Origin of the sequence: Clostridium sp. YIM B02506 (assembly GCF_022324845.1) — a bacterium.
Taxonomy (GTDB): domain Bacteria; phylum Bacillota; class Clostridia; order Clostridiales; family Clostridiaceae; genus Clostridium_T; species Clostridium_T intestinale.
The window spans coordinates 1-25,704 of the sequence record NZ_JAKGTG010000044.1 but is presented as its reverse complement, the minus strand read 5'-3'; the positions used below and the strand labels follow the sequence as shown (position 1 = coordinate 25,704).

At 27.8% G+C, this 25,704-nt stretch carries 33 protein-coding genes; 1 reads left to right on the top strand and 32 read right to left on the bottom strand.

Translation table 11 applies throughout. The features are described from left to right. Positions 1–79: 79 nt before the first annotated feature. From recN to dapF, 32 genes are all read right to left on the bottom strand, one after another. Positions 80–1,825, bottom strand: coding sequence for a DNA repair protein RecN (recN, locus tag L1S49_RS21615; RefSeq protein ID WP_238907374.1), 1,746 nt, complete (start codon positions 1,823–1,825; stop codon positions 80–82). Between the two features lie 20 nt (positions 1,826–1,845). Beyond that, on the bottom strand, positions 1,846–2,298 hold the full coding sequence (locus L1S49_RS21610; protein WP_021801460.1) for an arginine repressor: 453 nt from the start codon (positions 2,296–2,298) through the stop codon (positions 1,846–1,848). Then, positions 2,288–3,151, bottom strand: coding sequence for an NAD(+)/NADH kinase (locus L1S49_RS21605; RefSeq protein ID WP_238907373.1), 864 nt, complete (start codon positions 3,149–3,151; stop codon positions 2,288–2,290). Before L1S49_RS21605 ends, L1S49_RS21610 begins: the two co-directional genes overlap by 11 nt. A 22-nt stretch (positions 3,152–3,173) precedes the next feature. Next, positions 3,174–3,983 carry a TlyA family RNA methyltransferase gene (locus L1S49_RS21600; RefSeq protein ID WP_073019712.1) on the bottom strand — a complete coding sequence of 270 codons (810 nt, stop codon included), beginning with the start codon at positions 3,981–3,983 and terminating at the stop codon, positions 3,174–3,176. 15 nt (positions 3,984–3,998) lie between these two features. Beyond that, positions 3,999–5,858, bottom strand: coding sequence for a 1-deoxy-D-xylulose-5-phosphate synthase (gene dxs / locus L1S49_RS21595; RefSeq protein WP_238907372.1), 1,860 nt, complete (start codon positions 5,856–5,858; stop codon positions 3,999–4,001). Positions 5,859–5,874: 16 nt separating this feature from the next. Beyond that, complete coding sequence (locus L1S49_RS21590; protein WP_238907371.1) at positions 5,875–6,744, bottom strand: polyprenyl synthetase family protein; 870 nt, start codon at positions 6,742–6,744, stop codon at positions 5,875–5,877. Between the two features lie 3 nt (positions 6,745–6,747). Continuing rightward, the gene (gene xseB / locus L1S49_RS21585; protein WP_073019719.1) at positions 6,748–6,960 is read right to left on the bottom strand and encodes an exodeoxyribonuclease VII small subunit; all 213 of its coding nucleotides are present in this window, start codon (positions 6,958–6,960) and stop codon (positions 6,748–6,750) included. A 13-nt stretch (positions 6,961–6,973) separates the two neighbouring features. Next, positions 6,974–8,164, bottom strand: coding sequence for an exodeoxyribonuclease VII large subunit (xseA, locus tag L1S49_RS21580; RefSeq protein WP_343074183.1), 1,191 nt, complete (start codon positions 8,162–8,164; stop codon positions 6,974–6,976). Positions 8,165–8,170: 6 nt separating this feature from the next. Next, complete coding sequence (locus L1S49_RS21575) at positions 8,171–9,007, bottom strand: tetrahydrofolate dehydrogenase/cyclohydrolase catalytic domain-containing protein (RefSeq protein ID WP_238907369.1); 837 nt, start codon at positions 9,005–9,007, stop codon at positions 8,171–8,173. Positions 9,008–9,025: 18 nt separating this feature from the next. Beyond that, entirely contained in the window at positions 9,026–9,433 is a 408-nt protein-coding gene (nusB, locus tag L1S49_RS21570) for a transcription antitermination factor NusB (RefSeq protein WP_073019726.1), read from the bottom strand. A 114-nt stretch (positions 9,434–9,547) separates the two neighbouring features. Continuing rightward, positions 9,548–9,925, bottom strand: coding sequence for an Asp23/Gls24 family envelope stress response protein (locus L1S49_RS21565; protein ID WP_021801451.1), 378 nt, complete (start codon positions 9,923–9,925; stop codon positions 9,548–9,550). Positions 9,926–10,001: 76 nt separating this feature from the next. Next, positions 10,002–10,505, bottom strand: a complete 504-nt coding sequence (locus L1S49_RS21560; RefSeq protein ID WP_073019728.1) for a SpoIIIAH-like family protein — start codon at positions 10,503–10,505, stop codon at positions 10,002–10,004. Positions 10,506–10,632: 127 nt separating this feature from the next. Further along, positions 10,633–11,211, bottom strand: a complete 579-nt coding sequence (gene spoIIIAG / locus L1S49_RS21555; RefSeq protein WP_021801449.1) for a stage III sporulation protein AG — start codon at positions 11,209–11,211, stop codon at positions 10,633–10,635. Positions 11,212–11,222: 11 nt separating this feature from the next. After that, complete coding sequence (gene spoIIIAF / locus L1S49_RS21550) at positions 11,223–11,789, bottom strand: stage III sporulation protein AF (protein ID WP_073019730.1); 567 nt, start codon at positions 11,787–11,789, stop codon at positions 11,223–11,225. Between the two features lie 2 nt (positions 11,790–11,791). Continuing rightward, entirely contained in the window at positions 11,792–12,946 is a 1,155-nt protein-coding gene (gene spoIIIAE, locus L1S49_RS21545) for a stage III sporulation protein AE (protein ID WP_238907380.1), read from the bottom strand. A gap of 18 nt (positions 12,947–12,964) precedes the next feature. Further along, entirely contained in the window at positions 12,965–13,348 is a 384-nt protein-coding gene (gene spoIIIAD, locus L1S49_RS21540) for a stage III sporulation protein AD (RefSeq protein WP_021801446.1), read from the bottom strand. A gap of 9 nt (positions 13,349–13,357) precedes the next feature. Further along, positions 13,358–13,555, bottom strand: coding sequence for a stage III sporulation protein AC (gene spoIIIAC, locus L1S49_RS21535; protein ID WP_021801445.1), 198 nt, complete (start codon positions 13,553–13,555; stop codon positions 13,358–13,360). A gap of 9 nt (positions 13,556–13,564) precedes the next feature. Further along, on the bottom strand, positions 13,565–14,083 hold the full coding sequence (spoIIIAB, locus tag L1S49_RS21530; RefSeq protein ID WP_238907368.1) for a stage III sporulation protein SpoIIIAB: 519 nt from the start codon (positions 14,081–14,083) through the stop codon (positions 13,565–13,567). Next, on the bottom strand, positions 14,080–14,985 hold the full coding sequence (spoIIIAA, locus tag L1S49_RS21525; RefSeq protein ID WP_238907367.1) for a stage III sporulation protein AA: 906 nt from the start codon (positions 14,983–14,985) through the stop codon (positions 14,080–14,082). The genes spoIIIAB and spoIIIAA overlap by 4 nt, the downstream gene beginning before the upstream one ends. Positions 14,986–15,122: 137 nt before the next feature. Continuing rightward, positions 15,123–15,479: a CD1247 N-terminal domain-containing protein gene (locus L1S49_RS21520; RefSeq protein ID WP_073019740.1), complete on the bottom strand. Its 357-nt coding sequence runs from the start codon at positions 15,477–15,479 to the stop codon at positions 15,123–15,125. Between the two features lie 56 nt (positions 15,480–15,535). Next, on the bottom strand, positions 15,536–16,093 hold the full coding sequence (gene efp / locus L1S49_RS21515; protein WP_021801442.1) for an elongation factor P: 558 nt from the start codon (positions 16,091–16,093) through the stop codon (positions 15,536–15,538). 157 nt (positions 16,094–16,250) lie between these two features. Next, a complete protein-coding gene (locus L1S49_RS21510) occupies positions 16,251–16,640 on the bottom strand; it encodes a hypothetical protein (protein ID WP_238907366.1) in 390 nt (129 codons plus the stop codon). Next, a complete protein-coding gene (locus L1S49_RS21505; protein ID WP_238907365.1) occupies positions 16,633–17,043 on the bottom strand; it encodes a hypothetical protein in 411 nt (136 codons plus the stop codon). The genes L1S49_RS21510 and L1S49_RS21505 overlap by 8 nt, the downstream gene beginning before the upstream one ends. Further along, entirely contained in the window at positions 17,030–17,701 is a 672-nt protein-coding gene (locus tag L1S49_RS21500) for a hypothetical protein (protein ID WP_238907364.1), read from the bottom strand. The genes L1S49_RS21505 and L1S49_RS21500 overlap by 14 nt, the downstream gene beginning before the upstream one ends. A gap of 5 nt (positions 17,702–17,706) precedes the next feature. Further along, positions 17,707–18,135 carry a hypothetical protein gene (locus tag L1S49_RS21495; protein WP_238907363.1) on the bottom strand — a complete coding sequence of 143 codons (429 nt, stop codon included), beginning with the start codon at positions 18,133–18,135 and terminating at the stop codon, positions 17,707–17,709. Continuing rightward, complete coding sequence (locus tag L1S49_RS21490) at positions 18,113–18,550, bottom strand: prepilin-type N-terminal cleavage/methylation domain-containing protein (RefSeq protein WP_238907362.1); 438 nt, start codon at positions 18,548–18,550, stop codon at positions 18,113–18,115. The genes L1S49_RS21495 and L1S49_RS21490 overlap by 23 nt, the downstream gene beginning before the upstream one ends. Further along, entirely contained in the window at positions 18,547–18,993 is a 447-nt protein-coding gene (locus L1S49_RS21485; RefSeq protein ID WP_238907361.1) for a hypothetical protein, read from the bottom strand. Before L1S49_RS21485 ends, L1S49_RS21490 begins: the two co-directional genes overlap by 4 nt. Continuing rightward, positions 18,983–19,408: a type II secretion system protein gene (locus tag L1S49_RS21480; protein ID WP_238907360.1), complete on the bottom strand. Its 426-nt coding sequence runs from the start codon at positions 19,406–19,408 to the stop codon at positions 18,983–18,985. Before L1S49_RS21480 ends, L1S49_RS21485 begins: the two co-directional genes overlap by 11 nt. Continuing rightward, positions 19,405–20,436, bottom strand: a complete 1,032-nt coding sequence (locus L1S49_RS21475; protein WP_238907359.1) for a type II secretion system F family protein — start codon at positions 20,434–20,436, stop codon at positions 19,405–19,407. The genes L1S49_RS21480 and L1S49_RS21475 overlap by 4 nt, the downstream gene beginning before the upstream one ends. Next, on the bottom strand, positions 20,426–21,832 hold the full coding sequence (locus L1S49_RS21470) for a GspE/PulE family protein (RefSeq protein ID WP_238907358.1): 1,407 nt from the start codon (positions 21,830–21,832) through the stop codon (positions 20,426–20,428). Before L1S49_RS21470 ends, L1S49_RS21475 begins: the two co-directional genes overlap by 11 nt. Before the next feature lie 73 nt (positions 21,833–21,905). Further along, entirely contained in the window at positions 21,906–22,946 is a 1,041-nt protein-coding gene (locus L1S49_RS21465) for a hypothetical protein (protein WP_238907357.1), read from the bottom strand. A 9-nt stretch (positions 22,947–22,955) separates the two neighbouring features. Next, positions 22,956–23,774, bottom strand: coding sequence for a diaminopimelate epimerase (gene dapF / locus L1S49_RS21460; RefSeq protein ID WP_238907356.1), 819 nt, complete (start codon positions 23,772–23,774; stop codon positions 22,956–22,958). A 75-nt stretch (positions 23,775–23,849) separates the two neighbouring features. Here dapF and L1S49_RS21455 point away from each other — a divergent pair, with 75 nt between their 5' ends. Beyond that, the gene (locus tag L1S49_RS21455) at positions 23,850–25,559 is read left to right on the top strand and encodes an NFACT RNA binding domain-containing protein (protein WP_238907355.1); all 1,710 of its coding nucleotides are present in this window, start codon (positions 23,850–23,852) and stop codon (positions 25,557–25,559) included. Positions 25,560–25,704 lie beyond the last annotated feature (145 nt).

Sequence of the window (25,704 nt, the reverse complement as noted above, 5' to 3'; positions counted from 1 at the left end):
GTAATAACTTTGTTATTATAGACAATAATTTTAATAATATACCTTTATTTTTCTTTAAAACAAAAAAATAAAACCGATTTTACTTATCGATTTTATTTTGGCTATTTTTTCTATTTTTATTCTCTAATATTTTTATATTTTCTTTAATTACGTTTGCTAATTTTATCATTTCTTTAGAATTTTCTAATGTAACATCTGTTATCCTAGCTCCACCTACCATTAATGCAATTTCTTTTGCTTTTTCCTCTTCGCTTAATATTTTTATTTTAGAAAGAGTTTTACCATCTCTTTCTTCTTTAGAAACAAAATAATGAGTGTCTGATAAGCATGCGATTTGTGGTAAATGAGTTATACATATAACTTGATGTTTAGTTGATATTTCAAAGATTTTTTCTCCAACAGATTGAGCTACTCTTCCACTTATTCCTGTATCAATTTCATCGAATATAACAGTTTCTATATTATCTTTATCTACAAATACTGTTTTTAAAGCTAACATTATTCTTGATAATTCTCCTCCAGAAACTATATTATCCAAAGCTCTTAAAGGTTCTCCTATATTCGTAGATACTACAAATAAAATCTTATCTTTTCCATTGTTATTAAAATCTGAGTCTTCATCTATAGAAATTTTAAAAGTACACTTCTCTAATCCTAAATATCTTAATTCATTCATTATCTTATCTTGAAGATATGTACTTACTTTTATTCTTTCTTCTCTAATTTTTCTACAAATATTATTAAGAGAGATAATTATCTTGTCTTCCTCATTTTTTAACTTATTTATAATTTCTTCTGAATTAATTATTTCATCATACTGAGACTTAATCTTCTCATAATACTCCAAAACTTCTTCTACACTCTGATTATTAGATGAATACTTCTTTTTATAGTTAGAAATTTTATATAATCTTTCGTTTATTTCAGCTAATTCAAATTCATCATAATTAATTGAATTTAATAGTCTATTTATTTCTCTAGCAGCCTCTTCTAAGATATAAAAGGTTTCATTTAGACTACTATTTAATTCTTTAATCTCTGAAACAGTATTCTCAATTGATTCTAGGTATGCAACAACATTAGAAAGATTGTCTATTATAGTTCCTTCAGTATTAGAATCTTTTAATAAAACATAAGATTTATTTAAAGCGCTAAGTATCTTTTCTGAATTAGATAATAATTCAAATCTTTCTCTAAGCTGTTCTTCTTCTCCTAGCTTTAAGTTCCCATCTTCTATATCTTTTATTTGAAATTTAAGATAATCTACAAACTTTTCTTTATCTTCTGAACCATTTAGTTCCTTAATTTTATTTCGTACAGATAATAGATTTTCTCTTACCAATCTATATTCTTCTAATAAATCTCTTAAATTTTTTTCTCCAAAACTATCTAAATAATTTATATGTTTACTTTTATCTAATAAATTTTGATTTTCATGTTGACCATGTATATCTACAAGTCTTTCAGTAATTTTTCTTAAAATAGTAATAGTAATACTTTTCCCATTTATTTTTATATTACTTCTACCATTTAAAAAAGTTTCTCTAGAGATTATAATAACATCCTCAACATCTATATCTAAATTTCTCAATATGTCATTTATATTTTTACTATTAACCGAAAATACAGCCTCAACATAGGCTTTAAAAGTTCCGGTTCTTATTATATCTCTTCCAACTTTCCCACCTAAAACATAGTTAATTGCTTCAATTAAAATAGATTTTCCAGCACCAGTTTCTCCAGATAAGATGTTGAATCCTTCATAAAAATCCACAGTCATCTCTTCTATTAATGCGAAATTTTTTATATTTAATTGTAATAACATTTTAACCCACCTTATACACTCTATTCATTTATCATCTTCCTAAGTTTACTTACAATTTCTTCTGCTTTTTCTATTCTTCTAACCAATATAAAAAAAGTATTGTCTCCTGCTATAGTTCCAGCTATATCATCTAAGTCCAAAGTATCTAAAGCCTCAGCTGCAGCTGCTGCAGATCCAGAAATAGTTTTTACAACTACAAATTTATCTACATTCTCAACATGTAATATTGAATTTTTTAGTATTGATGTTAGTTTATCGGAAATATTATATTTATCTGCTGCTGGAAGAGTGTACTTATATTTACCCGACTTTCCTTGAGCCTTTATAAGCTTTAATAATTTTATATCTCTAGATACTGTTGCTTGCGTAACATCAAATCCAGAGCTTTTTAATTCTTCTGCAAGCTCTTCCTGAGTTTCAATATCTTTATCCTTAATTATTTGTAATATCTCATCATGTCTTTTAGATTTCATCATAATCACCTTCACAATCAATATTAGAGTTAAAAAGTTTTGTCCTAATTACTTTAAAGTAATTATAGTCATTAAGTAATAAAATTTTGCAGCTATTTTGTGCTTTACTTATTTCTACTACATCTTTTTTATCTAATTTTACTGCTTTTTGACCATCTATAGATAAGTATACCTCTTCCTCATAACTTTCACTTATTATTTTTATATTTGATTTACCTTCTAAAACCATTGTCTGCATATTTTTAGTGTGAGGACAAATAGGCGTTAAGAGAATAACATCTAAAGTTGGATAAATTAAAGGACCTCCAGCTGAAAAAGAGTATGCTGAGGAGCCAGTAGGTGAGGATATTATTATTCCATCGCCTTTAATAGATGTAAATTCCTTATCATCAACATATATAGTAAACTTACTCATACGTGATAAGGTTCCTCTAGCTATTACAAAATCATTTAATGCAACATTTTTCTTTTTAACACCTTCATTTATTACAGTTCCTTCTAACATCATTCTTTCTTGTATAAAGTAATCTCCCTTTTTTAGATCTAAAATCACCTTATCCAAATCTTCTATATCTGCCGACGTTAAAAATCCTAAATTCCCTATATTTATACCAAATATAGGACAATTAATATGTCCGTTTAATCTTCTAGAGGCTCCAATTAATGTTCCATCTCCACCTAAGACTATTAATAAATCAATGTCTTTTTCTATAGACTCTGCTATATCTTCGCAATTATAAACTACAGATATTTCACAATCAGAAAATGCATCTTCTAACTTCCCTAAAACAACTCTTAAGATTTCTCCACCTTTGTCTTTTGACGGATTAATTAATACTGATATCTTATCCATATATTCTCCAATCTTAAAATTATTATAGACTTTCATGTGCTTTATTAACTACTTCATCTATCATTTGCATTTTAAAATTAGTTTCTCTACTTAAATCTTTTGTAAAATATATCAAAAATTCCATATTGCCTTCCGGCCCCTTAATTGGAGAAAAACTTAAATCTAATATATTTATATTTTCTTTTATTAAATTTTCAACTATTTTATTTATTACTTCGATATGAGTGCTTTTTTCTCTCACCACACCTTTTTTACCAACTTTTTCTCTTCCAGCTTCAAACTGTGGTTTTATTAGAGATACAACTTCCCCTGATTCTTTTATTAATGATAATACAGCTGGCATTATTTTATTGATTGATATAAATGAAACATCTATAGATGCAAAATCAGCCTGCTCACCCAATTGTTCTTCAGTAACGTATCTTATATTGGTTCTCTCCATACATACTACTCTAGGATCAGTTCTTAACTTCCACGCAAATTGACCGTACCCAACATCAATTGAGAATACCTTATTAGCGCCATTTTGAAGCATACAGTCTGTAAATCCACCTGTAGAAGCTCCTATATCTAAACATACTTTATCTTCTAATTCAATTTTAAACTCTTTTATAGCTTTTTCTAGTTTAAATCCACCTCTACTTACATAGGGAATTTTTTGCCCTTTAAATTCAATAGATGAAGTTATCTTTATTTTTTCTCCACACTTATCTACTCTTTGACCATCTACAAATATGTTCCCTGACATTATTTGAGCTTTAGCTTTTTCTCTTGATTCAAAAAAACCTTGTTCTACCAATAAAACATCTAATCTTTCTTTAGCTTCCGCCATAGTTAACTCCTTTAATTAATCTATAATTTCTATAACTTTATCTCTAATTCCTTTTCCGTCTAGTTTATTAATTTTATATAGAGTCTTTACATCTCCATGTTCTACAAATTCATCTTCATATCCTAGTTGAATAATGCTTTTTTTATAGTTACATTTATTTAAATAATAAAGAACAGAATCACCTAAACCGCCCTTTAAAATATTATCTTCAATAGTAATTATTTTATAATTATTTTTAAAAAGGTAATCTATAAGCTCATAGTCTAAAGGCTTAATAAATGTTGCATTTATTATCATAGGGTTTATATTATCCTCTAATAATAACCTTTTCGCATTTAATGAATTAGTCACCATTTTACCTGTTGAGATTATAGCTACTTTTTCTCCATTATCAATTATCTCCCATTTACCTAAAACAATTTCCTTTAGTGGTTTTAAATTATTGCTTTCATCCCCACCTCTAGGGTACCTAATAGCTATAGGTGTATTTTGATTTATTGACCATTTTAACATATTATATAACTCACCAGTACACTTAGGAGCCATTATGGTCATGTTAGGGATGTGAGATAGATATGATATATCAAATATGCCTTGATGTGTTTCTCCGTCTTCACCAACTAAACCTGCTCTATCAATAGCAAATATTACAGGTAATTTTTGAATGCAAACATCATGCAAAACTTGATCATATGCTCTTTGTAAAAAAGTTGAGTATACGGCAAAAACCGGCTTTAATCCTTCAGCTGCCATTCCAGCAGCTAATGTAACTGCATGTTGCTCAGCTATTCCAACATCAAAAAATCTCTTTGGAAATAATCTAGAGTATTCTTTTAATCCTGTACCATCAGGCATGGCTGCTGTTATTGCTACAATATCTTCTCTCTCTTCTGAAAGCCTTACCATAGCATTTGAAAACGCTTTAGAATATGTAATTTCATTTGAACCATTTATTTCCCCATTTGTTGAGTTAAAAGGAGAAACACCATGATATTTATTGGGATTTTTTTCGGCAAACTCATATCCTTTACCTTTTTTAGTTATTGTATGTATAATTACTGGAGTATTTAATTCTTTAGCCTTAGATATAACAGAATTTAATTCTTTCAAATCATGTCCATCTATAGGACCTAGATACTTCCATCCCATATCTTCAAAAAGCATTGATGGTACAACCAATTGTTTTACACTATCTTTGATTTTACTTAAAGATACAGCTATGTTTTTACCAATTTCAAAACTCTTAAGAGTATCATTTATCTCATTTTTTAATTTGTTATAACTTGGCTCCAAACGTAGCTTACTTAAATACGATGATAAGCCACCTACATTTTTATCTATACTCATACCATTATCATTAATGATTACAATTATATCAGTTTTATTATCTCCAGCATCATTTAATGCTTCTAATGCCATGCCACCAGTAAGAGCACCATCTCCAATTACTGCTACAACTTTATTCTTTTTACCTAAAACATCTCTAGCTCTTGCCATTCCTAATGCTGCTGAAATTGAAGTAGAAGAATGTCCTGTATCAAAAGAATCATATATACTTTCTCCTCTTTTAGGAAAACCACTAAGTCCATCAAAAGTTCTTAACTTATCAAATTTTTCTTTTCTACCAGTTAAAATTTTATGTACATAAGATTGATGTCCTACATCCCAAATAAGCTTATCTTCTTCAAAATCAAAATTTTTAAATAAACTTAATGTCAATTCAACTACACCTAAATTTGAGGCTAAATGTCCTCCTGTTTTTGACACTTTATCTATTAAAAATTCTCTTATTTCACTAGACAATAGTTCTAACTGAGATTCATTTAATACTTTTACATCCTTAGGTTCATTTATTTCATTTAAAAATTTACCCATATTATCATCCTTCAAATTAATTTTCTCTATTTAAAAGTTCTAATGTTAGAATTTTTAATGATTCTACATCCTTATTTAATGAATTTAGTATTTCTAAACATTCATCTGTAAGCTCTATACACTTCTTATTACAATATTCCAATCCATACATAGTAATAAAATTAGTTTTATTATTGTTTTCATCGCTTTTTACATTTTTCCCAAGTTTATTAGTATTTCCTACTACATCAAGTATATCATCTTTGATTTGAAAGGCTAACCCTAAATTTTCTCCAAATCTTTTTAATTTGGATAATTCTTCATTTGAAGCTCCTCCGTATATGGCACCAGATAGGATTGAAGCTTTAATTAATTCCCCAGTTTTTTTACTGTGCATATATAATAATTCTTCTTCTTGTATTACTTTACCTTCGTTTATTATATCAACTATTTGGCCGCCTATCATTCCTTCAGCGCCTGATGCATTAGTTATTTCTTTAGTAGCTAATAATGCTTTTTCTCCGTTTTTTATAGAAAAGTCTATTAATATATTAAATGCTTCATTTAATAAAGAATCTCCTGCTAATATAGCTATTGCCTCACCAAAAACTTTGTGATTTGTAGGTTTACCTCTTCTTAAATCATCATTGTCCATGGCTGGAAGATCATCGTGTATTAACGAATAGGTATGTATCATCTCAAGTGCTAAGCTTAAAGGTAAAACTTTTTTGTAATCTTCCTCATATAAAGAATATGTTAAAAAACATAATGTAGGTCTAACTCTTTTTCCACCTATTCTTAAGCTATAATCTTGAGCTTCATATATTATTTTATTAAATCCCTCTTTACCTTTAAAATAATTATCTAATTCATGATTAAAATAATCTTTAATACTATCTATAACCATTTACTACTCCTTTATTTCTAATTCTCCTTCTTCACTTATAACCTTTATCTTCCCCTCTAACGTATCAAGGGTTTTATATAACTTATTTACAAGCTTGGTTCCCTCTTCATACATCTTCATGGAATCATCTATATTCAATTCATTGCTTTCTAACTTATCTACTATGTCTTTTAATTTTTCAAGCATATTTTCATATGTCTCATTTTTTTTAACCATAAACTCACCCTAACTAATCTAATGTATTTATTTTTCTTTTTTCAATACCATCTTTTAATATTATTTCATACACTCCATCTTTTAAATCTTCCTTAGATTTTATAGTGTTTCCTTTAGAATCTTTAATTACACTGAACCCTTTATCTAATATACTTATAGGATTATTTGCTTGGAGTAATTTATTGTATCTAAAAATAATTTCTTTTTCTATATCAATTTTTGTTTTTAGTGTTTTATTTAATCTCCACTTAAGCCCATCTATTGTATTATAAGAATTTATAATAATGTTCTGTGGAGAATTTATATGCAAAAATCTTTTGATGTTATTAAGATTGTTTTTTTCTTCGTCTAACTTTTTATTAATGCTTTTACTTAACATACTTTTTATGTTAAATAACTCTTCTCTCAAGCTTTCCTTTGTAACTATAGCTATTTCAGCTGCTGAAGATGGAGTAGCAGCTCTAATGTCTGCTACAAAATCACATATTGTAAAATCAACTTCATGTCCTACAGCTGATATTACAGGTATCTTGGACTTATAAATCTCCCTTGCTAAGGCTTCATCGTTAAATGCCCAAAGTTCTTCAAGGGAACCTCCACCTCTTCCAATAATAATAGCATCTACATTTTTAGTTTTATTAAAATATTGTATTCCTGAAATTAAGGTCTTATAGGCTTCTGCTCCTTGAACTAAAGCTGGATAAATTATTATGTCTACATTATCATTTCTTCTCTTTGTAACATTTATTATATCCTTTATAGCTGCGCCTGTTGGAGATGTAATTACACCTAATGTCCTTATAAATTTAGGAATTGCTTTTTTATGATCTTCTGAAAATAATCCTTCTTCATTTAATTTCTTTTTAAGGTTTTCAAATTGAATATGTAAGCTTCCAAGCCCACTTTCAGATATTTCCTTAATATAAAGCTGGTAGCTTCCATCTTTAACATAGTTTGATAATCTACACTTTACTATTATCTTTATTCCATCTGCCAGTTTAAAATCTACGCTCATAGCATCACTTTTAAACATAACACAGTTTATTTTTGAATTTTCGTCCTTTAAAGAAAAATATATATGTCCTGAACTATGATATTTTAAGTTTGAAATCTCCCCTTCTACAGAAAGATTGCTTAAAATAAAGTCATTATCAAATATTCTTTTTATGTAGCTATTAACCTCTGTTACTTTTAGAACCTTCATTTTCATTTATTTCAATGCCTCGCATGCATTTTTTATAAGAAGAGTAGTGGTAAGTGCTCCTACTCCTCCAGGAACTGGTGTTATATAATCACACACTTCAAATACATCTTCGAAGTCTACGTCACCGGTTATTTTGCCATTTAATGAAGATGTTCCTACATCTATTATTATAGCACCTTTTTTTACATATTCTTTATTTATAAACTTAGGTTTTCCTATAGCTACAACTAATATATCTGCTTCTTTTGTTATACTCTTGATGTCCTTTGTTTTTGAATGGCACATAGTTACTGTCATATTTTCATTTATAAGAAGTTGAAAGGCTGGCTTGCCAACTATATTACTTCTTCCAATAACTACAGCTTTTTTACCACTTAATTCTATATCTAAACTTTTTAATAAAGTTATTACACTATTAGGTGTACATGGTATAAAGGATTTTTCACCTTTATAGAACCTCCCCATAGACTCATCAGTCAAACAATCAACATCTTTATCTACACTTATACAAGAGGTTATGTATTTTTCATTTAAATGTTTTGGTAGTGGAAGTTGTATAATTATACCTTGAATATTTTCATCTGTATTTAGTTTATTTATCTTATTAACGATTTCTTCTTCAGTAATATTTTCCTCTAACAAAATCTTATTAAAATTAATTCCAAGTGAATTTGCAACTTTTTCTTGAGCATTTTGATAATAGATGGAACCACCATCATTCCCAACTAGAATAGATGCTATTCCAGGAGCTATTAGTCCTTTAGATTTTCTTTCTGATACAAACTCCATAATTTCATTTTTAACTTCTTGCGCGATCTTTTTTCCATCAATTATTTGCCCCATGTTACTTCCCCCTGAAAATTAGTTTTCTTCCTTATATATGTTGTCTAATATACCATTTATAAATGCTACTGATTTTTCATCTGAATACTCTTTTGCAACATCTAGAGCTTCATTTATAGCAACTTTTTTAGGAACATCATCTATATATAACATTTCACTTATAGCAAGTCTTAATATTGAAAGATTAACTTTTGATATTCTAGATAACTTCCATCCCTTTAAAAACTCTTCAATCTTAGAATCTATGCTAGTTTTGTTTTCATTCACCGCATTTAATATTGTAATTATGTACTCTTTATCTAATACTGTTTTATCCTCTTCGTAGTTTTCTAAAAAGTTTTCCAGTACAAGGCTAGGTTCATCCTTAGATATCTCCATACTGTAACATAACTCCATAGCCACTCTTCTTGATTTTTTTCTATTCATAAGTACCTCCACTATCTTCTATTCTTATTATTGTCTTGTTTATTTATATTAAACATATTATATTATTTTAACACAATGAAATACCCTCTGAAAGTCAGAGGGTAAAAATTTTAATTATTTTTCTTTAGAAACCTTTTCTTCCTTAGGAATTACTATGTTGTTGACATTTATATTGACACTAGAAACCTTAAGTCCAGTCATAACTTCAACAGTTTTTTTAACGTTTTCTTGTACTTGATTAACCACATCTGGAATTCTCACTCCATATGCTACAAGTATAGATATATCAATAACTGCATCATTACCATCAACATTTACCTTAACGCTTTTACCAGCACTTTTTTTCCCTATTGGAAATATAGTTGAGGTAACACCCGAATTAAATTCATATACCCCACTTATTTCAGAAGCTGCTATACCAGCAATTACACTTACTACTTCATCAGATATTTTGATTATTCCAAGACTTTCATCTCTAACAAGTTCATCCATTTAAAATAACCTCCTGTTTGCTCTAAAGCACTTTATCATAGGCTAATTATATCAAAATATCTTTTTAAATTCAATGTTATTGCTTACTTTCTATTTTTACATCCTTTATCTTTGAAACATTCATTACTGTTTGTAGTATTTCATTAGCTTGCTTTTGATTCAATTCTTCTTTACTTTTTACAACTACTGTAGCTTTTTTACCATCACCTTGAATTAAACAAAGAGCGTCTTCAAAGCCTTTGCCTTTTATCTCTAGTTCAATTTTTGATGCATAGTTTTGACTCATAACTAATGTACTGTATTGTTTTGATGCATCTTCTTTTGCAGCAGCAGTAGAATTAGAATCATTCATTATTTTCTTTAGCGATTCCATAGTAGATGCGTCTACCTGATTTTGTTGATTTCTTTGATCATAGAAATAATCTGCATTAGCATCACTCTCATCATCTGTTAACTTTATTGTTGGATTTAAATCTCCAGGCGATTCTGGTAAAGAACCATTAACTCTTGCAGCCAAAACCCCCACACAAACTATTAATGCAAGTAGAGTAAAAATAATCCCAAATTGTTTTCTTGTCATTGTTAATTCCTCCCATCTATTTCTATTGAATTATATGCACCCATTTTTTTAGATATACGTTTATCTCACATAATTTTTTAGATATACGTTTATCTCACCCATTTTTTTAGATATATATTTCTTTACCTTATTTCATGGGGTATACATTTATCTTATCTGAGGATACATCATATAACCCAGAACATGCTTTAGTAATATCATATTTAATCTTCGATGCCTCAGCACCTTCAGCTACCACTACTATACCTGTTACCTTTGGCTTTAAGGTTTTTAATATTAGTGGATCATCCCCACTAGCCATTACTACCTTGCTAGCATTGTTATTTTGGTTAGTTACCCTTTTACCTGAATTTCCATCTGTTTCTTCTGTTACACTAGCTTGTTCATTTGTATCTATGGCAGGAACCTTAGATTCACTACTCTCAAAGTACATCATTACTTGCACTTCCCCTACGCCCTTTATGCTCCTTAGTATTTTTCTTAGTTCCTCTTTTTGTGCTTCTTCATAATTAGATATTTCATTTGTTTTAGCTACTGTTTCTGTTTCTTGCGTTGTATTTTTTGCTACAGTTTTTTGTCCATCTTTATTAAAAAAGCTTAGTACTACAAAGGCAAAAACAGCAATCAAAAGTATAGCTATAATATTCATTAACTTTGGATCTTTTAATGATTTAAGGATGTTATTTTTCAAATCATTTTTATCCATATTACCCCTCCTTATTTAGCTGAATATATGTTTATTTTACTTTTATCAATTTTCAACTCACCACTTAAATATTCTTTAATTTCCTTACTATTTTTAACATTACTTTCTTCTTTTTTAGTAGAAGAACCTATTTCTATTTTCTTTACGGGAGCAATTCCTCCATCGTAAACATATATATTTAAAAGTTTTATATTTATGTCAAATTTATTTAAATCTACTTCCCCTTGAACTTCACTTTCAAAATTCATATTTTCAAATTTTGTTTTCAATGATGAATTTATGTTATTTTGAAGATTTTCTAATATTTTCTTTTTCGTTGTTACATTAGCCTCAACAGTTTTTGACTCATTACTTGTTTCTTCTAATTGTTTTTCATACTTACTAAAAGTATCAATGAAAGTATTGTCTGATTTGCTAACTAAGTTTATTAATGGTGTTATGATAACAACTATAAGCATTAGGCCAAGAACAAATTTAACATACTTTTTAAAGGAGTTATTGACTATTAACATTTCTACTGCTGTCATAAAAACTAAAGTTACAGCTATTTTTATAACCCAATCTTTTACTAATTCCATAGCTATCCTCCTAAAATAAACTTACCTGTAGATGCCATCACCGATACCATAATAAAAAACATAAGTGAAATAGATAATATGCATGAAATAATCATAACTACATAATCTCCAGCAGCTGCTATACAATTGGTTATTCTGCTATCACAAACTGGTTCTACTAGTGCAGATGATAACTTGTACATAAACGAAATTAAAACTAATTTTAAAATTGGTATTAATATGGTAAGAAATACTATAAGTAGCCCTAAAGATGATATAGAATTTTTTAATAAAACTGCATAACCTGCTACTGATGCAATAGCATCTGAAAATGCCTTACCAACAATGGGTATAAAATTATCTACCGCAAATTTAGCTGTCTTTAATGTCACTGCATCTATAGCATTTGATGTTATTCCTCTTATTGTAAGTAACCCTATTAAAGTTGTTACTAATATTCCCTGAACCCATAAAGTAACTTGTTTAAACAATTTGCATATATTATTTATCTTATGCTCATTTGAAATATTATTAACAAAATTAAGTACAAAACTCATTAGAATCATAGGAATTATAAAATCTACGTATATCCTAGGAACTATTGTCACAGCTCCCATAAGTATTGGATCCATAGTTGCTGCTTGAGTTATTCCTCCTACAGACCCTATCAAAAACACCAGAACTGGCAGTAATGCCATCATAAAATCTGTTAAGCCATTAATTGTATTTTTAGCTAAGTCTATTGATACTAAAAAACTTTTAGACAATAGTATTATTAAAATTGCATAACAAGCATAAAAAGCTATATCACTATGTGAACCTCCAAATGCATCCTGCAGATTTTTTAAAAGTGAACAGATTATAGCCATAACAACTACTGAAATTAATAGCTTCAATACCGTCTTACTTTCTTTTAAAATTACTGAAAAAGTTATCTTAGCTAGATCTGAAGTTGATACTCCTCCATCTCCTTTTGATACATAGTTTTTAATATAATCGCTTATATTTAATTCATTTACTAACTCGTTATCATCTTTCATTTTTGTTATATAGTCATATAGTTGTTGAACGTTATTACTCTGCTCCAAAGAATCAGAGCTATTTGTTACTTCACTTGCAAAAGTGAACTTTGTTAATGATATACTTAATATAAAAAAGATTAGTAAAAATCTTATCATTTTTTTCATATAATACCTCTACATTATTTTTAATATTGCATCTAGTACCCCCATTAATATAGGCATAGCTATGACCAATATTAGTATTTTAGCTGCCAATTCTATTCTACTTGCTATTCCTTGAGCTCCTGCCTCTTTACATATTTCTGTAGCAAATGTAGCTATATATGTTATCCCAACTATTTTTAGTACTAACGTAATATAAAAACTATCTATATCCGCTTTTGAAGACATATCCTTTAAGAATGTAATTACTTCACCTATTGGACTTAATAAAAATAAAAGAAGTAATACTCCACTTACAAGTGATATTTGAGTAGCTACACTAGGCTTTTCTTCTTTAAAATACATAAAAAGAAACAAAGAAACTAAAGAAAAAGCTATAATTTTAATTATGTCCATAATTCCTCCCTAAAACATAAACATGGTTTTAATGGAATCAAATAACTTAGATATTAGATTAATTATCATCAGCAATATGATTACAACTCCCGCTATATTAGTTAATGTTGAAATATCTTCTTTACCTGATGATTTTAGTACCTTTTCTATTATTATTATTAAAATACCTGCTGCCGCTATTTTAAATAGCATGTTAATGTCTAACATAATACCCTCCTAAATTAAAAATATTATAACTACAGCACCTAAACACACCCCTAGATATCTGTACATTTTACAATTTTTCTCTTTTAATTCTCTAGCTTCCTCTATATGATTTTTTAAATTGCTTAAAGTTAAGCTAAATATCTGTTCCTGCCCATATGTCCCAGACTCACCTAATGACTTTGAAAAATCAATTATTAAGTCTAGATCTTCATTTTTTAAATAGAGCTTATCTTTGTACTTGTTTATGCTGTCTTTAAATGCTCCATATACATCATCAGTAAAATTATTAGTTAACAGTTCAGATATATTCTTAAAAAATTCTTTCCATATCCCCTCAACTTTTTCTGTTAGAAATTCAAATACTTCTGGCAGAGGAGTATAGACGTATAATATTTGATTTTGCATTAACACTAATGATTTTTCCAAAGTTCTTAAATGTGTATATCTCTTTATGAAGCTTTCACCTAAGCTGAATCCTAAATATGTTGAGCATATAAATATTCCTAGAAAAAGAATACCTTTAATCACACTCTTCCCTCCCCCAATTCTTTTATCTGTTCAATGGTTCCAGGTCCCTTATTATTACTAAGTACTACAACTCTTTTTATAACTCTATTTATCAAGAGATCTTTGAATATCTCTCTGTTATATAAATCCTTTATTCCATATCCATGTATGGATGTTATAATATTAACTCCTGAACTAAATGCCTTTATAAGTGCATCCACATCCTTACTTGTACCTATTTCATCACAGATTATAACTTCTGGGGACATACTCCTTATTGCCATAAACATTCCTTCACTTTTTATACAATTGTCAAATACATCTGTTCTAATTCCTAAATCCATTTGAGGTATGCCTTTAAAACAAGCCCCAATTTCACTTCGTTCATCTATAACAGATATTTTTTTTCCTTTAAATCCTCTAGAACTTATTCCGTTTGATAAGGTTCTAGTTATGTCTCTTAAAAGGGTGGTCTTCCCACACTTAGGGGGAGAAATTATTATAGTATTAATAACATTATTTTTACTTGTTATATATGGAATAACTGAATCTGCTGCTCCCAATATTTCTTTAGTAACTCTGATATTTAAAGATGAAATATTTCTTATGGTTTTTACTTTTTCTTTTTCTATAACCCATTCACCTGTTAATCCAATTCTATGTCCACCCTTTATAGTTATAAAACCTTGCCTTATGTCTTCTTCAAAAGCATACATAGAATATTTAGATACTCTCTGTGTGATTGTTTTTAAATCTTCGTATCTACAGATATAATCAATAACTTTTTCTCCTACATTGGTTTCAAGTATTAGAGGTAATCCAACCTTAATTCTAAGCTCCTGCAAAATATTCATATCAATTTGCCTTATTTTATTTAATATAGTCTCTGGTAATATCTCTATTATTGAATTATATCTATCCATAACATCACCTCCACTTACAATAAATTCTATTTATGTTTTTCCAAAAATATAACTACATAAATAAAATATGTAAAATAAAATTACATAAAAAAAAGAATGCCACTCCTATTTAAATATAGTCATGTGACATTCTTTTTTTATTCTATGCTTTCTCCACAAAATGGACAAGGAATTATTTCGTTATTCACTAAAGCACTTTTTTCTATAAATATTGGCTTATTACAATTACTACAAGTTACTTCCTCAAAACCTTCATCAAAATCCTCTAGATCCTCTAAACTTACTTCTTCAAATAAATCATCTTGAATTTCAGATAAATCACTATTTAAAAACTCTACGTTCTCTTGTAAAGTTTCTATATTTACTTCAATTTCTTCTAATCTATTATTAAACCCTTTTAATATATTAGAAAATGAATCTAAGATTTTTTTATCAGTTTCAGGAATAGCCTTAAGTAGTAATTCTAAATTTTCAAGTTCATCTCTAAAATTCATAATTACACTTCCTCACTTATAATAAAAGGGCTAAGTCTTATGACTTAGCGCTAATATTATACTCTTTCCATGTAGTCCCCAGTTCTAGTGTCAACTCTTATAACATCACCTTCATTAACAAACATAGGTACATTTACTACAGCTCCAGTTTCTACAGTTGCTGGTTTTAATGCATTTGTACTTGTATTACCTTTTACTCCTGGCTCAGTTTGAGTTACTAATAATTCAACAAAGTTAGGTGCTTCAACAGAGAAAGCCTCTCCCTTATAGAATTTAATAATTGCAAACATATTTTCTTTTAAGTACTTTATTGCTTCTTCTACTTTTTCAAAGTTAAGTGGAATTTGCTCAAAAGTTTCTTGATCCATGAAGTAATATAATTCTCCATCAGAGTACAAATATTGCATTTCTTTTCTTTCTATAACAGCTTCTTGGAATTTTTCAGTTGGGTTAAATGTTCTGTCTACAACTCCGCCTGCAATTACATTTCTTAATTTTGTTCTAACAAATGCAGCTCCTTTACCTGGTTTAACATGTAAAAAGTCTAAAACAGTAAACACTTGTCCATCAAATTCAAAAGTAGCGCCTTTTCTTAAATCACTAGCTGATATCATTAAGTTTCCCTCCAAAATGTATTAATTCATTATATATTATAACCCCTTATAAATAAATCATACTAATTAAATTACCTAGATAAGGGTTATTTATTATATTTAAACAACAATGATATTTTATCAAAACTCTTGTTTGAATGCAATTCTTTTAAGCAATTTATTCATTTTTATGAAGATTTCTGTATTCTACATAAGAATTAAATACTATTACTCCATTCCACTTCCAATTCTCTTGATATTTTTCTATTGATATATTCTCCACTCCATTAATAAATTTGTTTGAGTTTATCTCTTTTATTAATTCTTCAAGCTCTTTCTTTTCTCCTGTTAATGTGGTTGATACTTTAATAATATCTTCTTTAAACTCTTCTTTTTCTATAATTAGATTATCTATTTTATCTAAAGACTCTTTGACATTCTCATAACTTATAGGAATATTGACTTTATTAGGTATATCTTTAGCGGGGGCTTTATAATTAATAGCTATTATATTTCCTATAGAAAAGATTATTAAAAGAGTAAGTTTAACCAGAACTTTTTTATTCATTTAACACACCCTTTATTTCATCAAAATCTTCGCCGTGATTTACAGATTCAATTTTTATCTTCTTATTTTTATATAATTCCTGAAACATCTTATCATTATTATCTAGTTTTGAAGTTTTTATAATAAAATTGTAATTATTAATCTTAATTTCGCTATTTAATTCACTAGCTTTATCCATCACTATTCTTATTTTATCTATTGGTATTAATTCACCTTTTACATTAACAGTTAAGTTTTTTTCTTCTTTATTAAAAACTTGAGTTTTAATATTAGAAACTGCTAGGGGAATGAGTAATAAATTTATAAGTAGTAATAATTTTATAATTTTCTTAACCCTAAATTCACTTTTTACTTTCTCCTTATCCTCATAATCTAAGGGTATAAAATTTTTAAACTTCCTCACTTCTAACTTCCACCTCTTCCATAGCTAAAACTTTATCTAAATAACCTTTTTCAATATTACCGAATTTAAATTCTATTTTATCTTCTTTTTCTTTTAACATTTTTGTCTTTGACAACTTTATATAATTATTAAGCTCTCTAAACTCATTAAGATTAATATTTTTACTATAAACCAACTCATCTTCATCTATAGCTAATAAAAACAATCTCCCAAAATCCGAGTGTATAATTATTTTTTTATTATTCTTTTCCTTAGATGCATAGGGCTTAAATAATATATTTTTCTTTGGTGAATATTTCTTTAAAAGCATAAACTCATATGGTTTTATAGCAATTATCCGTCCACTCTCCATTAACTTATCTAAAATCATAGGTTTATCTATGGAGTATAATATTAAGTCATTGGATTTTTTGTTTTTAATATAATGAAACAATTTGTCTTTTGGGTTATAAAAATTTTCATCTATTACCTTTTCAATAGTTTCATTTTTATTTAACATTACTTTAATTACTTCCATTCTTGTATTAATTAAAATAACCTTGAGTTTACCCTTTAATTCCTTTTTGTATTTGTCAAACTCAGTCAACTTAAACTTCCTTTTTTGATTAGAAAAAGTAATGTAATTGTCATCTATAATGATTTCTTTTGAACCTATCATAGTTCTTACACTCCTTCATAATATTTAGTTAAACTTATTATTATCTTTTCATCTTCAAATCGATAACTTAGCCTGTTTTTTATTGTTCCTTCTTTTATTTTTCTCTCTATGTATATACAATCTTGCCCATTATCATAATAAATTTTACTTGTACCTAATGTTTCTACTATCCTATTGTTTATAAGATAGCTTTTTAATTCCTCAGTATTTGTTATATTGGTTTTATCTATCTTTTTTATATAATTATTAACTAATGTTAGTTCACTCTCTTCAAAAACTTCTGTAGAGTTATATTTATATGGATATATGTAGCTTTTAGCAGAATTAATTGTCATTATTTTATATATTAAAGTTACAATTATTGATATTGCCACTAAATACACGGGGACAATTAATAATACATTGCCCTTTTTAGATTTTAAAAACTTCTTCATATACATTTTCCTCAATACTAATTTTTATATAGACTAATTTTTGTTTTTTGACAACTTCAAAATCACTTATTCCTGTTATTATCTTATTTACAGTTAGTAGCCTATTGCCTTCATAATAACATACCGCTAAATCTGCTCCATTATATAAGGTTATTTTAGATGTTTCATTGTCATTTTCATTTATTGCTATTGTTTTATTATTTTCAACTTCTATATTTTTAAGCTGTCCTTTGCTTAATCTACTTGAAATAGATATTATTCCATTAGTGACCATGTCTTCTTCTATTGATCTTTTTATATAATCTTTTCGAAATTTTACCAGGTTAAAGATTACTCCTATCATCAATGTAATTAATACAGTTCCTATGGAAATATACACAATAACCTCAATTAATGTAAAACCTTTTTTCTTCATAGCTCCAAGTTCTCCGATATATAAACTAACTCTCTTAAGTCTAAGTCATGAGAGTTCTCCCCTTTTAATGAAATTTCTAAAGAAATTACATCTGAATTTTTATGCGCATCCACTTGTACAAACTTTTTATCATTTATCAAATTATTATCCAGAAGGTCTTTAATATTACTTACCTTCATTTTATCTAAAATCAAATTTTCTTCATTTATATAAAAAGTACTACTTTCCCCTATTTTGTCTTTCATTTCATTGTATTTAGAGTTATATCTAAGTTCTCCTACTACACTCTTGAAAATTACTGTATTTTTTCTTACATCATTTCTAACCTTATACATCTTATTAGCTTTAATCATAGCTTCAAAAGATATTACTATAACTATTGCTATTACTGCAATTACTATAGGTATTTCAATTAATACATTGCCTTTCTTTTTACTTAACATTTAATGTTTCACTTCCTACTGTTATAGATATCCCTGCTACATTTTCTCCTTCAAACTTTAGATATATCGTAGTGGAAATATCTATTTCACCTTTATTATTTATTTTAAAAGTTTTCTTTGAATTACTTGTATAATATTCATAACCTTTAGGTAACTCGTAAGTTCTACTAAAGCCGCTAGCATAAATATAGATTTTGTTCTTATCTATAACTCCATTAAGATAAGTTTCATTATATTTACTATAAAGCTTACCATAACAAAGTAAATCCTCAGTTAAATATACTACCGTCTGTGCTTCTTGCTCTTTAGAGATTTTTATCATAGGTTTAATTATAGTCATAGTAGTTGCTGCAAAAAGGCTCAAAATAGCTAAAGCACATATTACTTCAATTAATGTAAAACCTTTCTTCCTCATATTTTTATTCCTTGATATAAAGGCATAAGAAATGTTAATACTATCCCTACAATGAGAAAACTAATTATTAATATAAATGTTGGTTGTATTGCACCTGATATCTTTTTAGTTTTTTGCACTAAATTTTCCTCTGATTTTATCATTGCTCTATTTATATTCTCACTAAGTTTTCCTATCTCTTCCCCAATACTAATTACCGCTAAAGTATATTCTGAAAATATTTTTTCTTGTTTTAGTGTAAACTTTAAAGACTTTCCTTTAAGTAACCCATCATTTATTTCTTTTATATGACTTTTAATTAATGGATTTTTAATTTCTTTTGAAAACTTGCTAAAAGCCCTTTGTAGATTTATTCCACTCTCAAAAATCATGTTGAGCATCATAAGCATAATATACTCTTTATATTGAAAAACAATCTTTAATTTTAATATATTTCTAATTGCTAATTCCTTTAAAAAATAAACTACAACTACGTAAGGTATCACTATCCCATAGCTAACTGTATATAGATAGAAAATAAGAGTATTTTTGTCTGCAAATTCTCTAAGATTAAATAGTTTTCCAAGAAGCCATGATGGAACGATTTCCATGGAGGCATACATTTCACTGAAACTAGGAACTAACATTATAAATAAAAACACAACCATAATTACAAGCATTAAAAATAATATAATAGGGTATGCCAATGAACTTATTACTTGCTTCTTAAATGAATATAGCTTCTTATAATAATTTGATAATTGTATTAAAACTTTATTTAAGCTTCCTGTTTCTTCTGCTATTGCTACTAATTCATTGCATAACTTTGGCATTGAATCCTCACTCTTAAAGGCTTCTGATATGCTGTGTCCACTTTTTATATTCTCTTTCATCCTGTTTATTATTAATTTATTTCTACTACCATCTATTCCATCTTCAAGTATGTCCATGGCTGCTAAAATATTTATGCCACTATCTATCATTTCTGAAATATTAATTAAAATATAACTCAAATTCTCATAGTTTATTTCTTTTCTATTAATCTTCATAAATATCACCATCTACAAATTCTCTAAAACCGTCAAAATCAATTACTCCTTGTTCCAAATACTCTAGGCATTTATTCAAATGTTCTGAATCACTTGAAAAATCATAACTTCCTGATAAATATTTTCTTATCTTTTCTCTGTTTTCACTATTCATCAAAAGTAAATCATAAACCAAAACTCTGCCTGAATATCCTGTATTATTGCAATATTTACATCCATTTTTCTTAAAGTATCTACTATTTTTAAGTTTATATTTTTTTATTAAATCTTCTTCTACATAAAATTCTTTTTTGCATTTATCGCACAATCTTTTAATTAGTCTTTGGGATATTACTCCAATTATAGAATCTACTATTAAATACTCTTCAACTTTCATCTCTTTTAATCTTTTAAATACTTCGTAAGAACTTTTAGTATGAATTGTTGAATACACTTTGTGACCTGTAATAGCCGCTCTAACAGCTATCTTAGCTGTTTCTTCATCACGTATCTCGCCAACCATAATAATGTCTGGGTCTTGTCTTAAAATGCTCCTTAAGCCAGAATGAAAGGTAATATCACCACTCTCATTTCTGCTAACATTAACTTGATTTATTCCATTAATAAGAACCTCTACAGGATCCTCTATTGTCATAATATTTAAGTCCTTACTATTTTCCTTTTTCAAAATAGAATAAAGCGTCGTAGATTTTCCAGACCCAGTGGGCCCATTTATTAAAATCATGCCACTATTCATAGAAATTAATTTATTTATATATTCTAAGTCTCTTTTATCAAAGCTCAAGGATTCAAGATTTTTATCATCTTCATTGTTGTACATTATTCTTATAACTATCTTTTCCCCATAATAAGTAGGCAAGGATGATATCCTTAAATCCAAAAAATTTTCGTTATAATTATATACCATCTTTCCATCTTGAGCCTTCAGCTTGTCAGCTATGTCCATATTACCTTTAACTTTAATTCTTGAAACTACTGCCTCATATTCTTCACGAGTAATCTTATAACAAAGTATAAGAGACCCATTTAGTCGAAACCTAATATTAACTTCTTTTTCAAATGGCTCAAAATGTACATCTGAAGCATTTTTATCAATAGCATCACTTATTATATTTTCTTCTATGTATTTGTTTCTGTCATGAATTTTAACACCAAAGCCATCATATATGAGCTTGGTTATATTTTCTTTATCAATTTTTACCGGAACAATGGCTTCAGAAAGATTTTGCTCTAAATACCTTATATATTCTTTTTTTATTTCCTCCATACCAACGTAAATCTTCCCCTTGAATCTCCCTAGGGGTAAAATCTTATACTTCTGACATATTTCAAAGGGTACTTTATTGAGAAGGGTTATGTCTATTAAATTAAGCGAAATAGATTCAATATTTTTCATAAGATTCACCTCTTAACTATAATACTTGACTATTTTTCACAAAATAAACATAAAAAAAGAAACAAACTTAAATTTAGTTTGTTTCTATAAAGAAATACTTCCCTACTTTTTTAGAAATGATTTTTGTACCCTTATCTACTGTACTATAAACATAAACATCTTCATCTTCTTTAATATTTTCATATCCTATAAACAATATATTTCCATCTTTATCTTTAATCATCCCTCTATCAGGATCTATTTGCCTAGGAAAATCATATATTACTCTTTTTAGTTTACCATCTATAATACTATATATAGAGATACCACTGCTTTCTTCTTCCCCTAATATATATATACTTCCTGCTTCTTCAGCTACGGAACTAATATACTTAAATTTATCTGTAATTTTGACTAAGCTTTTATCCTTTATGGAAAATCTATTTACTTCTTTTTTTCCATTTAAAGAATTGAGCATAAAGTAAATATATTCATCAGTCAATTGCATATATTCTATTATTCCTTGCTTAAGCTCATACAATAAAGTTTCTTCATCTGAGGATATATTATAAGAATATATCCCATTTTTATTTTCCTTATCATTAATTCCATAATAAATGATAGTATTATTATCTTTCCAAAAGTAGTTTTCACCTGATATTAAAGTGTTTATTTCCAAGGGAATATCTTTTTCATTAGAGCTATCAAATATAGAAAACTCAACTTCCTCAGCTTCATTATATTTCTTATACAAAACCTTATTCCCTTTTGGAGACTGTTTAGCACTAAATAAATCGGTGAAATCTTTTAATGTATATTCTTTATTATTTATCCCTAAAACCAACTTTTTTTCTTCAGAAATCTCTGAAGTTTTTAAATATGAGTTAGTTTCTTTTCTATAGGATAAAACATATCCGTCTTCATTTTTTGAAAGAACTTCATTTTTATAAATATCGCTAATTAAAGATATCTTTCCATTCCTATCATAAATTACACTTACTTTATTAATTCCTTCATAGTTTTTAAAGGTTATTTCATTCTCAGGTTTATTGTTTTCAACTTGTGTATTTTTACATGAAACAAAAAGAAGGCATGAGGTTATTATAAAAACACATATCAACCTAGCATTCTTCATTTTGTTAGTTTATATATATACCTCTCCATTACAAATAACTTCCGCATTTCCAATCATATATACTCCTTCCGTTTCAATTAATACTTCTAAAACCCCACCTGGAACATGTACCTTAACCTGTTTATTTGTATATCCTTTATCAAAAGCCGCAACGGCCGCAGCACAATTTCCAGTACCACAAGCTAAAGTTGCCCCTGCTCCTCTTTCCCAAGTTCTCACTTTTATATTATCCCTATCAAGTACCTCACAAAAATTAACATTTGTTCCTTCAGGAAAAATTTCATGTTTTTCAATTGCTCTACCTTCCGTTATATCTGTTTCTTCTTCTTCAAATATAACAGTATGTGGAACTCCTAATAACATAGATGTAATATTATATTCTTTATTATTTGCATGTAGTTCAAAATCTTTTAATTTTTCTTTTATTTTTACTGGTATTTTATTTGGTTCATAACTAGCTTTACCCATAAACACCTTTATTTCAGAGATTTGATCTCCAATAAGCTTTATATCCACATCCTTAAGTCCATCGCCAGTCATTATTTTCATCTTGCTCTTTTTAACAATTTCTAAATCATATATGTACTTTATGAAGCATCTTAAGCCATTACCACACATAGCTGCATATGAGCCATCAGAATTAATTATAACCATTTCTGAATCCGCTTCCTTGTTATTCCTAACTAAAAGTACTCCATCTGCTCCAATACCAAAGTGTCTATGACATACCTTTTTAGCTAGCTCACTTTCTTTCCCTAAAAAAGTCTCATTTCTATCATCAATTACAATAAAATCATTTCCATTTCCATGCATCTTATAAAACTTCATTTCTTTACCTCCACCTTGATACAATTATTTTAAACGTGTATACTAAATTTATATGTTTTTTGAAAGGAGACTACAATGGCATTAGATGGTGTTTTTCTACACAATTATATAAATTATTTAAGACCACTTTTATTGAATGCAAAAATAGATAAAATAAATCAACCTGAAAAAGATGAGATAATTTTTACATTAAGAACTGGAGGAAAAAACAGAAAACTATTAATTTCTTCCTCAAGTAACTATCCTCGTATTCATTTTACTAAAGAATCTAAGGTAAATCCACTAAAAGCCCCAATGTTTTGTATGGTTTTAAGAAAATATTTAACAAATGGTAAAATAAGAGAAATTACTCAATATGAAAATGATCGTATTTTAAGCATACTTATTGAGTCTACAGATGAGCTGGGATTTGATTCAGTTTATAAACTAATAATAGAAATAATGGGTAGACATAGTAATATAACTTTAGTAAGAGATAGAGATAATAAGATTATGGAATCTATTAAACACATAACCTCAGAAATCAATTCCTATAGAGTTCTTTTTCCTGGAATAAGCTACGTTTATCCACCTGAAAGCAACAAACTTAATCCTCTATCATTTACTTATGATGAATTTAATAGTTTCCTAGCCACAAAAGACTTAAAGTTTAACTCAAGTTTTTTTAGTAAGACTTTTACTGGTGTTGGTAAGGTTTTAAGTGAAGAACTTTATTCTAATAGTTTAAATAAGAATATGGAGGAAGTTTATAATTACTCTCAAAAGTTTTTCAGCGATATTTTAAATGAAACCTCTTTTACTTTATATAATCAAAATGGGGAATTAAAAGATTTTTATTGTTTAAATTTAAATATCTATAAGGATTTAAATAAGGAAATTTATGAAGATCCATCAGAACTTCTTGAAAATTTCTACAAACAAAAAGATAAACAAGATAGATTAAAAGGTAAAGCTAGCGATATACAAAAGATAATAAATACCAATATAGAGAGATGTAATAAGAAGTCTAAAATACTTAATGCTACTATAGAAGATTGCTCTACTAAACAAGATTTTAAGATTAAAGCAGATATTTTAAGCTCCTATATTTATAATATAAAAAAAGGTGATAAAAAAGTCAGCTTATTAAATTTTTATAGTGAATCTGAAGATGGATATATAGATATTGAACTTGATGAAAATAAAACTCCATCAGAAAATATTCAATACTATTATAAAAAATATAATAAGTTAAAAAAATCAGAGCAATCTGCTTTTGAACAATTGGAGAAAAATGAAGAAGAGTTTAATTACTTAACCTCTGTTTTGTCTAACTTAAACAATTCAGAAAGCTATGACGATATTGAAGAAATAAAAAATGAATTAATAGAAACAGGTTATATTCGTTTTAAGAAAAGTTCAAAAAAGGATAAAAATAAGGTTTCTAAACCCTTGCATTTTATCTCTAGTGACGGATTCCATATTTATGTTGGAAAAAACAATATTCAAAACGACTATTTAACCTTAAAATTTGCAAATAAAGAAGATATATGGTTTCACACAAAAAATATTCCTGGCTCACATGTAATTATTAAAGGTAGTAACCCTTCTGAAGTTACAATTAAGGAAGCCGCTAATTTAGCTGCATTTTATAGTAAAGGAAAGTTATCTTCTAATATTCCGGTTGACTATACACCTGTTAGATACATAAAAAAACCTAACGGCTCAAAGCCTGGAATGGTTATATATTCTCAAAATAAAACCATTTATATAAGTCCTTCTGAGCCTAGGATTAATAAAATTTAAGTATTTTTAACTACATCCCTGTAAAAGTGGTTTTTTAAGAGATTCAAGAAAAGAAGAATTCAAGAATTCTTCTTTTCTTGCTTTCTTGCTTTCTTGCTTTCTTGCTTTCTTGCTTTCTTGCTTTCTTGCTTTCTTGCTTTCTTGC